This window comes from Neisseria sp. HMSC03D10 (genome assembly GCF_001807625.1).
Taxonomy (GTDB): Bacteria; Pseudomonadota; Gammaproteobacteria; order Burkholderiales; family Neisseriaceae; genus Neisseria; species Neisseria mucosa.
Genome location: NZ_KV789517.1, coordinates 123,919 through 134,681, shown reverse-complemented (window position 1 = coordinate 134,681; position 10,763 = coordinate 123,919). Strand labels below are relative to the sequence as shown.

The following is a 10,763-nucleotide window of genomic DNA, read 5'->3' as shown; positions in this document are numbered from 1 at the left end:
TGTCCTGATTTAAATTTAATCCACTATAAAACTCGTAGCGCGGGCTTTGCCCGCGGATAATAGAGAAAGTTTCAGCAGCCTTTTTTTATTCATCATCTTCATGGGCAAAGTCCACGCTATAAGGCGGCATCATTCTTGAATGGGTGTGCAATTAAAACATGATTGTAAAAAAGGTCGTCTGAAAAAACAGGAAACCGGTTTTTTCAGACGACCTTTCATTTTTTTGACTCTTTAGCCCAATTCTTTCAATTCTCGGCTCAAAATGCCGTGTATTTCCAGCGCCGTTTCGTAGCGGTCTTCTTTGGCGGGAACCGGCTCCAGAAAATGCAGCTCCACCTTGCTGGAAGGCTGGCTGATGATCATGCAGATGGATTGCCACAGGCTGGTATCGCCCACATAAGCCGCCTGAAGGTTCCGACTGGTGCCGTCGGGATTGGGGTAGCGGCAGAGCATGGGGATAATGGGAACGCCTGCATCGTAGGCGGTTTGGAAAAAGCTGGGCTTGAACGGGAGGATTTCATAACCTTCCGTACTCGTCCCTTCCGGGAAAATGGTTACGGTATCGCCGTTTTTAAGGGCTTCCGTTACGGTGGCAATTTTAGCGGTATTGCCTTTGGTGCCCTTATTGCGTGAAACGTAAACGGTCTGCGCCTGCGTGGCGAGATAGCCGACTACCGGCCATTTGGCGACATCGTCTTTCGCCACAAACCGACCCGGAAATGCGCCGTTGACTGCCATGATGTCCAACCAAGAGATATGGTTGCTGATTAACAACTGCGCCTGCCCTTCCTGAGGCAGCGTGCCGAAAGTTTCCAGCTTCATGCCGCATGAAGCGAGGACGCGCAGCGACCAAATCTGGATGGCGCGCAGTTTGCGCCGTTTGCTGTAAAAGGGGAACAGGAAGAACATTTCCGCCATACCGTAAAGCAGGCAGATACCGATGCAGAGCAGGCGAAAGGTAAAACGTAGTTTGGCAATCATAAGGTTGTGGTGTGTGCAATCTTGGTATAGGGTGAAACCGCTAAAAATCGGTTATTTGCTGATTTCACAATAGTTGAGGTCGTCTGAAAAGGTTTTCAGACGACCTTTTAGTTTTATGGTTTAGGGGCGAAACGTTGGAGGTAACGGTCTGCCAGGCGGGTGATGTCCATCATGATGAGCACGTCGGCACAGTTGAACGCTTCATCGACGCAAGGCTCGCCGCAGAACCATGCGCCCGCATTGAGGTAGCCTTTAATCAGCGGCGGGACGTCCGGTTTGTCCGACGGGGTAATTTCGTCCCACTTGAGCGGATTGAGCGGCTTGACGCACCATTTTTCAGGCGCGAGGTATTTGGATTTCAGGGCATGATACAGACCCGCCGCATCGCTGCCGCCGTCGTGCATATCGATGCTGCCGCAGCCTATCATGAAGCGCAGGTTTTCGTCTTTCATGAATTTGACCAAACCCGACCACAAAAGCATGACCAATCCGCCGTTGCGGTAGTCGGGATGGGTGCAGGCGCGTCCGAGTTCGACGGTTTGCGGCAAGATGTCTTTCAAAGGGGACAAGTCAAATTCGTGTTCGCTATACCAGCCACCGACTTTTTTGGCGGTTTCTTCGGTAATCAGGCGGTAGCAGCCGATGACTTCTCCGGTTGCGTCGTCAAAAGCCAAAAGGTGGTGGCAATATTCGTCGTAAGGATCGACATCGCGACCGTCGTCGCTTTCGATTTCTGCACCCAGCTCTTGGGCAAATACCTGATAACGCAGGCGTTGTGCTGCTTCAATTTCCGCCTGCGTTTCCGCAAGGCGCACGCTCAGACCGATTTTGGGGCCGGTTTGGTTGAAACGGCTGGAGGACATTTGACTTCCTGTCGGATGAAAAGAGTTGATTATAGCGGATATGGCAGAGGATTTATATTTCTACCCCTTTGGATGCTTTCATTTGCCGGTTGTTAGACGGAAAGTGTTGGTAAAAGGTCGTCTGAAAACACCTTGGCGTGATTTCATAAGATTAACCAGTATGGCAAAAGCAGCATAACTGACCACTGATTTAAATCAATTATTAATTATATATAATTAATAATATTGTAATAATACTATACAATATAACTAATTCTAAATAGTTAAATATAGTTATTTAGGATTAGTTGGTATTGTTAAAAATTCAAAAATGGAGAATGAAAAGATGAAACTAAACTTATCCGTCAAACCGCTGTGTTTGGTGTTGTCCCTTGTTTTTGCAAATGTTTGTGTTGCGGAAGGTATTGCGACAGGGACGATGCACAAAAACGGTTCTGTCGCATTGGGCAAAGAATCGAAGGCGGGGGAGAATGCGACCGCGTTGGGCGACAAAGCGGCTGCGGCGGGTTATAAGTCTGTTGCTGCCGGCTATGATTCAAATGCTTCGGGTTTGAGCGCGTCGGTATTTGGCAGCGAGGCTAAGGCGGAAGCATTGCGGACGGTTGCCGTCGGTTTCAGGGCGAACGCAAAAGGAACCAACGATATTGCCGTCGGCGGCGCATCGAAGGCTTCCGGTGGGCAGTCGGTGGCGGTCGGTTTGATGTCGCAGGCAACGGGTTTGCGTTCTATCGCGGTCGGCGAAAGCGCGAAGGCTGGCGATATTGATGCGGTTGCGTTTGGACGCGGCAGCGAAGCCAATGCACTCAGTTCCACTGCTGTCGGGGATAGGGCAAAAGCCAACGGTACGCAGGCGGTTGCGCTGGCATCTGCTGCCGAGGCAAACGGTTATCAAGCGGTTGCAGTCGGTACGCGCGCGGTTGCCGAAGAAACCAACAGCGTGGCATTGGGCGTGGAATCTTCGTCCACCGCGCTCAACGGTCTTGCCGCAGGCACGCGCGCACGGGTACGGAAATCGGGCGGAACGGCTTTGGGCGCAGGTGCTGCCGCATTTGAGGAAAAATCTGCTGCTTTGGGCTACAAAGCGGAAGCGCGTCAGCAAAACTCCGTGGCAATCGGTACGGACAGCGTTGCCGATACTGCAGCAGGCGTTGCAGGCCATGACTTTGCCACCAGCGCGGCAAGTACGGAAACGGGTAAGGCATGGGTATCGACTTTGGGCGCGGTATCTGTCGGCAGCGAACAAAACAGCCGCCAGATTACTAATGTTGCTGCGGGTAAGGAGGATACGGATGCGGTCAACGTTGCCCAAGTGAAAAGCCTTGCCCGCCAAACCCAAAGCAGCCTTGCCGCAGCCGAGAGCAATCATCAGACACAAATCGCCGCTTTGCGCAACGAAGCCAAAGTCCGTATGGACAAACTTGAGGAGCGCGCCGATTCAGGCTCCGCCGCTGCAATCGCGGTTGGCAGCCTCGGACAGGCATATCAGCCGGGACAAGGCGCGGTTTCCGTCGCAAGCGGTATCTGGCGCGGTAAAAGCGGTTACGCCGTAGGTATTTCCAAAGTATCCGCCAGCGGCAAATGGCTGGTTAAAGGCTCGGCAGTCGGTGCGGCGAAAGGCGGTGCGGGCGGCGGCGCCAGCGTAACCTACCTCTGGTAATCGTTGTTAGGCGTATCGCCGAAAGGTCGTCTGAAAACATTCCGTTTCTTCAAAACCGTGTTTTCAGACGACCTCGTTCTTGATAATTCCCTATTTGTCCCAATTCTGTCGATGTTATTAATTTTCGACAGAACAAAATGAATCCCAAATACGCCCCGCTTTTCCAACCCTTCACGCTGAACAACGGCGTAACCGTCAAAAACCGCCTTGCTGTTGCGCCCATGACCCATTTCGGTTCGCACGCCGACGGTTTAATCAGCGACCAAGAGCGCACGTTTCTCGGCAACCGCGCAGGTGATATAGGTCTCTTTATCTCCGCCGCCACTTTGGTTCAAGACGGCGGCAAGGCCTTTCGAGGACAGCCTGAAGCTACGGGCGAACACTGCCTCGACAGCCTGAAAGAAACCGCCCAAATCATTCAAAAACAAGGCGCGAAAGCGATTTTGCAAATCCATCACGGCGGCTCTAAAGCGATGGCGGAACTCAACCGCCGCGATAAAATCAGCGCGTCCGCCAGCGAGGAAGAAGGTGCGCGTGAAGCGAGTGCCGCAGAAGTGGAAGAACTCATCGCCTCCTTCGCCCAAGCTGCCGATTTGGCGATTCGCGCAGGCTTTGACGGCGTGGAAATCCACGGCGCGAACGGCTATTTAATCCAACAGTTTTACTCCGCCCAAAGCAACCGCCGCAGCGATCAATGGGGTGGCAGCTTGGAAAACAGAATGCGCTTTCCGCTCGCCGTCGTCGATGCCGTTGTCGCCGTCCGCGACAAACACCAACGCAACGACTTCATCATCGGCTACCGTTTCTCGCCTGAAGAAGCAGGCGAGGACGGGCTGACCATGACCGAAACCGGCACGCTGATTGACGCCTTAGTGCAAAAGCCGCTGCAATACCTGCACGTTTCCTTGTGGGAATTCGACAAGAAAATCCGACGGGGCGGCAATACGGCGCAAACCCGTATGCAGTTCATCCACGACCGCATCAACGGCAAACTGCCCCTTATCGGCGTGGGCAACCTGTTTACCGCCGACGATATTCTGGCAGCGTTTGAAACCGGCTGGGCGGAATTTATCGCACTAGGCAAAACCGTCATGATTAATCCGAACATCGCCACACAAATCCGCGAAGGCCGCGAAGCCGAAATCGAAACACAACTCGACTCGGCGCGCGCCGACCATTACGGCTTCCCCGACATCCTGTGGGAATTTTCCGCCAGCGGTACGCAATCGTGGCTGCCGCCGGTAAAAGGCGCGGACTGGAAGCCGGTGGATGCCTGATTGAACAATTCAGCCGCCTACCCGCTTTTCGAGCAGGGTAGGGGATGAAATTGCCGTTACAGCTAAAGAGGTCGTCTGAAAAACGTTTTCAGACGACCTCTTTCTTGTCCGACAAAACGCTATGTTTTTCAGTTACAATACGCGCTTATTATAATGATCGACAGTTTGAAGAGACGCGATGAAAGAACATAAGGCCCGGAAACGCTTCGGGCAGAATTTTTTGCAGGACACGCGGATTATTGCCGATATTGTCAACGCAGTGCGTCCGCAGGCGGATGATGTGGTGATTGAGATCGGGCCGGGTTTGGCGGCGATTACCGAGCCTTTGGCGAAGAAGCTGAACTGCCTGCACGTTATCGAAATCGACCGCGACATCGTACGTCGTCTGAAAACGCTGCCGTTTGCGGATAAGCTCGTGATTCATGAAGGCGATGTATTGCAGTTTGATTTCAACAGCATCGCGGGCAAAAAGAAAATCGTCGGCAACCTGCCGTACAACATTTCCACGCCGCTTTTGTTCAAGCTGGCGGAAGTGGCGGACGATGTCGTCGATATGCACTTTATGCTGCAAAAGGAAGTGGTCGAGCGCATGGTTGCCGTGCCGAAAAGCAACGACTACGGCCGCTTGGGCGTGATGCTGCAATATTTTTTCGATATGGAGCTGCTGATTGACGTGCCGCCCGAATCGTTTGACCCTGCGCCGAAAGTTGATTCGGCAGTGGTGCGCATGATTCCGGTGAAACACCGCATCGGCAAGGCAGACGATTTCGAGCATTTCGCCAAACTGGTGAAACTCGCCTTCCACCAACGCCGCAAAACCATACGCAACAATCTGAAAGAGCTTGCCGGCGACGAGGATTTACAGGCAGTCGGCATCAGCCCGCAAGACCGTGCCGAACATATCGCGCCGGAGAAATATGTGGAACTGAGCAATTATCTCGTCCGTAAGGTCGTCTGAAAACATCTGGAAACAACATGATTAAATTCAAAAATGTACATAAACATTTCAAAGACCTGCACGTCATCAACGGCGTCAATCTGGAAGTGAAGCAGGGTGAAGTGGTGGTGGTTTGCGGACCTTCGGGCAGCGGCAAATCGACGCTCATCCGTACCGTCAACCAGCTTGAAAGCATTGAGAGCGGCGAGATTTGGGTGGACGGTATCAATGTTGCCGATCCGCAAACGGATTTGAACAAGGTGCGTGAGGAAGTGGGTTTTGTGTTCCAAGGCTTCAATCTGTATCCGCATCTGACCGTATTGGAAAACATCATCCTGTCGCCGATGAAGGTGAAAAAACAAAGCCGCGAACAGGCTGAGGAAAAGGCGATGGAGCTGTTGGAACGCGTGGGTTTGGCGCATAAAAAAGATGCATTCCCCAGCCAGCTTTCCGGCGGACAGCAGCAGCGTGTGGCGATTGCGCGCGGGCTGGCGATGGAGCCGCGAGTGATGCTGTTTGACGAACCGACTTCCGCACTCGACCCGGAAATGGTCGGCGAGGTGTTGAAAGTGATGCAGGATTTGGCGGAAAGCGGCATGACCATGATGTGTGTTACACATGAAATGGGCTTTGCGCGCGAAGTGGCAGACCGCATTATTTTCGTGGATAAAGGACAGATTTTGGAAAAAGAAACGCCTGAAGAGTTTTTTACCAATCCGAAACACGAACGCGCCAAACAGTTCTTGCAGCAAGTGATGACGCATTAACAGCTTGTCAAAAGGTCGTCTGAAAGACAGATTTGGGCTTTCAGACGACCTTTGGCGAATGCAACCGATAGATATAGACGGCAAAGAAACCATTTCTCATTTTGCCGTAGCAAAGGAAAACCATGTATTTTGTTGACCGTACCGCCGTCGTGCTTAAGCCGACCGCCCGCTTTTTGGAATGGCTGAAATCCGCCGACGAAAATATGCCCGATCTGACCATCGAGCAACTCCGTGCTAACTGCTCCGTATTCCTCGTGCCGCAGTTTGACGAGCCGGAAGAGGTGATTGCCTATTTTGACGAACGCTACCAACAGATTTTCGAGGCAGAACTCGCAGGCTGGGACATCGACAAAAGCAAGTGGCCGCAAGACATGAGCCTGAAGGCGTTTTGGGAATTTTTCGATACCGAAATCCACGATATGGTTTTGGACATGGAAGAGGCGGAATTGAGCATTACGCCCGTGTTTGACAATATGATGTAGGGCGATGCGCGCTTTTCAGACGACCTTGAAGCCGTCCCGTTCTTTAAAAGCCTTGTCCGTTTGGTTGCATTTGTCCGCAGTGGCCGTGTGCCTGATATGGTTTTACGGCTGGATGATGTGGTTCGGGCTGGTGGCGTTGGCGGGCAGTTTTGTCCACGCTTGGCGCGTAGTGAATTTGCGGACAGCGGGTGCGGTAAAGAAAATCGCCATCGACCGCCATGCGCGCGCTTCCGTATTTTGCGGAGACGGAGAAGGGCAGGGCGTAGTGTTGGACGGCGCGACCATGCTGACCCCTTACGCTTTGTTTTTACAGTGGAACGCCGACGGCAAAACGATACGGCAATGCGTCACGCCCGATATGGCGGATAAGGAATCTTACCGTCGTCTGAAAGTTTGGGCGCGCTGGTGTCAGGCTCAGGATGCCGGGCATCCGCTTTAATTCGGTAAAGCGGTTTTCCGCCTTGTCCTTGTCAAATTAAACCCAATATAAAAACAGTCCACACAAGCAGCCGAAGCCGTCCCCATTATGCCGAAACGACGGTTTCAGACGACCTTTTGAAAAACGAAACACACATGAAAACATTACAAGACTGGCTCTCGCATTTGGAAACCGCCCACAGCGGCGGCTTAATCGACATGGGCTTGGAACGCACGGGTGAAGTGAAAAAACGCATGAAGCTCGAGCCGCAATGCCCCGTCGTCGTTGTCGCGGGAACAAACGGTAAAGGTTCGGTCTGCGCCTACCTGACGCAGATTTACAAACAGGCAGGCTTCAAAGTCGGTACGCTGACCAGCCCACATTTATTGCGTTACAACGAACGCATCGCCGTCAATGCCGAGCCGGTTTCAGACGACCTCATCACCGCTTCTTTCGCGCGCATCGAAGCGGCGCGCGGCGAAATATCGCTGACCTATTTTGAATTCAATGCCTTGGCGGCGGTCGATATCTTCATTCGCGAACAAGTGGATGTGATGATATTGGAAGTCGGCTTGGGCGGACGGTTGGACGCGGTCAATGTGTTCGACTGCGATTGCGCGGTGGTTACCAGCGTGGATTTGGACCATCAGGCGTTTTTGGGCGATACGGTCGAACAGGTCGGCTTTGAAAAAGCAGGCGTGTTCCGCAGCGGCAAACCCGCAATCTGCGGGCAAAACCCCGCACCCGAATCGTTGGTCGCACACGCCGAAGCCATAGGCGCGAAACTGCTGATGGTGCAGCGCGATTTCGATTTTTCCTCATTGGAAAACATCCAATGGAACTACCGCTTCCATCCGCAGCATTCAGACGACCCCGCGCGCAACCGCAATTCCCTGCCGTTCCCCGCATTGCGCGGCGCATACCAGCTTTCCAACGCCGCCTGCGCACTGACCGTGTTGGAATGTTTGAACGAAAAATTGCCGGTGGACATCGGCGCCATCAAGCGCGGTTTGCTGCTGGTTGAAAACCCCGGACGCTTCCAAGTCCTGCCCGGCCGCCCGCTGACCGTTTTGGATGTCGGACACAATCCCCACGCCGCCCGCGCACTGCGCCGCAGCCTGATTAATTTGGCGTTTGCGCAAAAACGCACCGCCGTGTTCAGCATGCTGTCCGATAAAGACATAGACGGCGTGTTGGAAATCGTTAAAGACCAGTTTGACGAGTGGTATATCGCGCCTTTGGACGTGCCGCGCGGCATGACGGCGGAAGCCTTGCAGGCGAAACTGGAAGCACAAAATATCGAAAATATACAAACTTTTACCTCCGTTCGCGAGGCGTACCGCGCAGCTTTGGCTAAGGCGGGCGAAAATGATAGAATCGTTGTTTTCGGCTCATTTCATACCGTTGCCGACGTGATGGCGGCGTTGTAAAAGGAAATCTCCATGTCTGACAATAAGCAAAATGAAGTTCTGACCGGTTACGAACAGCTCAAACGCCGCAACCGCCGCCGCTTGGTTATGGCATCGGGGTTGGTGGCGGCATCGACCGTTTTATTGGGCGTCGCCCTGTCAACCGGACCGGAAAACAAGCCAGAAGAAGAAAACGCCCAAACTACAACCATCCAACAGAATAATGCCAACGCAGAACCTGCCAACCTGGCGGATGCGACCGTGTTGGAGCCTTCTACCAAAGAAGATTTGGAAGCAGCGGCAGAAGCGGCTAAAAATGCCGATGCCGAAGTAGCGGACAAACCGCAGGAAACTGCCGCGCCGGAGCAAACTGCGCAAGCCGAGCCGCAACCTGATGCGCCGCCAGCCGCGCCCGAAGATGTAGGCCCGCCTTTGGTGCTGATTAACGATACGCTGTCAGACAGCGACATCAAAGGTTTGGAAGAGTCTGAGAAAATCCAAAAAGCCGAAGCCGCCAAACGCGAAGCAGCCGAGCGACGCGCGGAAGAGCGCCGCCGTAACCGTGAAGAGCAGCGTAAAGCGCAGCAGCTTCAAGCCCAAGAAGCAGCAGAACGCGAAGCCAATGCCGCGGCGCGTAAACGTGCGCTTCAAGCTGCCAAAGCCGATAAGGCGGAACGTGCCGCCGCAGCTGAACGCAACAAGCTGGCACAGTTGGAAAAAGCCGAGAAAGCCGTTGCCGAACGTAAGGCATTAAAAGCCAAAGAAGAAGCGGCGGCGAAACACAAAGCAGCAGCGGAAAAAGCCAAAGAAGCTGTCACAGCATCCGCATCCGAACCTAAAGAAAGAATTCGGGTAGATGCTTCCAAATACGAAAAAATTGAAACGGCCAACAAAAAAGCTTCCGCGGTAAGGGAAGCCGAAGCGAAAGTTGCCAAAGCCAAAACTGAGCAGACGGCCAAGGCAGAGAAAACCGCTACTGCCGAAAGGTCGTCTGAAAAGGCAAAAACCAAAACCGCCGAAGTCAAATCAGGTAAAAAAGCCGCCATTCAGGCTGGTTATGCTGAAAAAGAACGCGCCTTGAGCCTGCAACGCAAAATGAAAGCAGCAGGTATCGACTCAACCATTACCGAAGTGATGACGGATAAAGGCAAGGTTTACCGTGTCAAATCAGGCGCATACAAAAACGCCTACGACGCCGAACGCGACTTGAACAAACTGCGCGTACACGGCATTGCCGGACAGGTAACCAATGAATGATATTCCGTTAGCCGACATACTCGCCTTCGGCGTGATTGCGGCGTGTATCGTGATGTCGATGATACGCGGCGTCATTGCCGAAGCGGGTTCGCTGTTTGCGTGGGTGATTTCCTTTTTGTTGGCTAAAACGTTTGCCGTGCCGTTTTCGGAAGTGGCGTTCAAATCGATTCAACCGCGCGCCTTGGGCGTTGCTATCTCGTTTGTCGTGATTTTCTTTTTGGCGCGTTTTTTACAGCAGTTTTTGCGCACCATACTGACCAATGCAGCGTCATCGATGGGCTTGGGCAGCGTCAACAGAGTATTGGGCGGCGTGTTCGGCGCAGCCAAAGGCGTGTTGCTGGTCACTTTGGCGGTCATGGTCTGCGCCCACACCGATTTGCCGGAAACGGAAGATTGGCAAAGCTCGTACAGCATTCCTTATTTCCAATCATTGTCTGAAGTCATCATGCCTTATCTGCCCGGTCAGAAGGACAAGGCGGAAGATAAGGCGGAATCGTAAATCTACCGGTTTCAGACGACCCCGATTGCATCGAAGGTCGTCTGAAACTGGTTTTTATTGGGATATATTGTTGTATAGAGAGTTAAGTTTAAACACCTGCACAGCTTTACTTTACTCTGGTTTGAAAAGAATAATTTTTTATTGAGTTATCAGGGTAATAAGTGAAATAGTTTTATACATTTTGCTGTCGGCAACCTCATTGCCTTGCTCTGATTT

11 protein-coding genes are annotated in these 10,763 nt (G+C 52.7%); 9 read left to right on the top strand and 2 right to left on the bottom strand.

Going from position 1 to position 10,763, the window contains the following annotated elements; translation table 11 throughout:
• Nucleotides 1–231: 231 nt before the first annotated feature.
• Nucleotides 232–981: a lysophospholipid acyltransferase family protein gene (locus HMPREF3066_RS04280; RefSeq protein ID WP_070440609.1), complete on the bottom strand. Its 750-nt coding sequence runs from the start codon at nucleotides 979–981 to the stop codon at nucleotides 232–234.
• Nucleotides 982–1,094: 113 nt separating this feature from the next.
• Nucleotides 1,095–1,844: a GNAT family N-acetyltransferase gene (locus tag HMPREF3066_RS04275; protein ID WP_070440606.1), complete on the bottom strand. Its 750-nt coding sequence runs from the start codon at nucleotides 1,842–1,844 to the stop codon at nucleotides 1,095–1,097.
• A 325-nt stretch (nucleotides 1,845–2,169) separates the two neighbouring features.
• Between HMPREF3066_RS04275 and HMPREF3066_RS04270 the strand changes: the two genes are divergently transcribed.
• The 9 genes from HMPREF3066_RS04270 to HMPREF3066_RS04230 all read left to right on the top strand — a co-directional run bounded on the left by HMPREF3066_RS04270 (nucleotide 2,170) and on the right by HMPREF3066_RS04230 (nucleotide 10,547).
• The gene (locus tag HMPREF3066_RS04270; protein WP_070440604.1) at nucleotides 2,170–3,501 is read left to right on the top strand and encodes a YadA-like family protein; all 1,332 of its coding nucleotides are present in this window, start codon (nucleotides 2,170–2,172) and stop codon (nucleotides 3,499–3,501) included.
• Nucleotides 3,502–3,638: 137 nt separating this feature from the next.
• Nucleotides 3,639–4,778, top strand: a complete 1,140-nt coding sequence (locus HMPREF3066_RS04265) for an NADH-dependent flavin oxidoreductase (RefSeq protein ID WP_070440601.1) — start codon at nucleotides 3,639–3,641, stop codon at nucleotides 4,776–4,778.
• 178 nt (nucleotides 4,779–4,956) lie between these two features.
• Nucleotides 4,957–5,736 (top strand): 16S rRNA (adenine(1518)-N(6)/adenine(1519)-N(6))-dimethyltransferase RsmA, encoded by a 780-nt coding sequence (rsmA, locus tag HMPREF3066_RS04260; protein ID WP_060974644.1) that lies wholly within the window; start codon nucleotides 4,957–4,959, stop codon nucleotides 5,734–5,736.
• Between the two features lie 17 nt (nucleotides 5,737–5,753).
• Nucleotides 5,754–6,482 (top strand): amino acid ABC transporter ATP-binding protein, encoded by a 729-nt coding sequence (locus HMPREF3066_RS04255; RefSeq protein ID WP_070440598.1) that lies wholly within the window; start codon nucleotides 5,754–5,756, stop codon nucleotides 6,480–6,482.
• A gap of 122 nt (nucleotides 6,483–6,604) precedes the next feature.
• Nucleotides 6,605–6,964 carry a hypothetical protein gene (locus tag HMPREF3066_RS04250; RefSeq protein WP_039406524.1) on the top strand — a complete coding sequence of 120 codons (360 nt, stop codon included), beginning with the start codon at nucleotides 6,605–6,607 and terminating at the stop codon, nucleotides 6,962–6,964.
• A gap of 4 nt (nucleotides 6,965–6,968) precedes the next feature.
• Nucleotides 6,969–7,403 (top strand): protein YgfX, encoded by a 435-nt coding sequence (locus tag HMPREF3066_RS04245; RefSeq protein ID WP_070440595.1) that lies wholly within the window; start codon nucleotides 6,969–6,971, stop codon nucleotides 7,401–7,403.
• Between the two features lie 134 nt (nucleotides 7,404–7,537).
• Nucleotides 7,538–8,812 (top strand): bifunctional tetrahydrofolate synthase/dihydrofolate synthase, encoded by a 1,275-nt coding sequence (gene folC / locus HMPREF3066_RS04240; RefSeq protein ID WP_060974643.1) that lies wholly within the window; start codon nucleotides 7,538–7,540, stop codon nucleotides 8,810–8,812.
• 12 nt (nucleotides 8,813–8,824) lie between these two features.
• Nucleotides 8,825–10,048, top strand: a complete 1,224-nt coding sequence (locus HMPREF3066_RS04235; RefSeq protein WP_070321060.1) for an SPOR domain-containing protein — start codon at nucleotides 8,825–8,827, stop codon at nucleotides 10,046–10,048.
• Nucleotides 10,041–10,547 carry a CvpA family protein gene (locus tag HMPREF3066_RS04230; protein ID WP_003761516.1) on the top strand — a complete coding sequence of 169 codons (507 nt, stop codon included), beginning with the start codon at nucleotides 10,041–10,043 and terminating at the stop codon, nucleotides 10,545–10,547. Before HMPREF3066_RS04235 ends, HMPREF3066_RS04230 begins: the two co-directional genes overlap by 8 nt.
• The last annotated feature ends 216 nt before the right edge of the window (nucleotides 10,548–10,763 follow it).

Bases quoted from the DNA above. Each gene is read 5' to 3' on its own strand.
- HMPREF3066_RS04280 (WP_070440609.1), bottom strand. From the start codon at position 981: ATGATTGCCAAACTACGTTTTACCTTTCGCCTGCTCTGCATCGGTATC.
- HMPREF3066_RS04275 (WP_070440606.1), bottom strand. From the start codon at position 1,844: ATGTCCTCCAGCCGTTTCAACCAAACCGGCCCCAAAATCGGTCTGAGC.
- HMPREF3066_RS04270 (WP_070440604.1), top strand. From the start codon at position 2,170: ATGAAACTAAACTTATCCGTCAAACCGCTGTGTTTGGTGTTGTCCCTT.
- HMPREF3066_RS04265 (WP_070440601.1), top strand. From the start codon at position 3,639: ATGAATCCCAAATACGCCCCGCTTTTCCAACCCTTCACGCTGAACAAC.
- rsmA (WP_060974644.1), top strand. From the start codon at position 4,957: ATGAAAGAACATAAGGCCCGGAAACGCTTCGGGCAGAATTTTTTGCAG.
- HMPREF3066_RS04255 (WP_070440598.1), top strand. From the start codon at position 5,754: ATGATTAAATTCAAAAATGTACATAAACATTTCAAAGACCTGCACGTC.
- HMPREF3066_RS04250 (WP_039406524.1), top strand. From the start codon at position 6,605: ATGTATTTTGTTGACCGTACCGCCGTCGTGCTTAAGCCGACCGCCCGC.
- HMPREF3066_RS04245 (WP_070440595.1), top strand. From the start codon at position 6,969: ATGCGCGCTTTTCAGACGACCTTGAAGCCGTCCCGTTCTTTAAAAGCC.
- folC (WP_060974643.1), top strand. From the start codon at position 7,538: ATGAAAACATTACAAGACTGGCTCTCGCATTTGGAAACCGCCCACAGC.
- HMPREF3066_RS04235 (WP_070321060.1), top strand. From the start codon at position 8,825: ATGTCTGACAATAAGCAAAATGAAGTTCTGACCGGTTACGAACAGCTC.
- HMPREF3066_RS04230 (WP_003761516.1), top strand. From the start codon at position 10,041: ATGAATGATATTCCGTTAGCCGACATACTCGCCTTCGGCGTGATTGCG.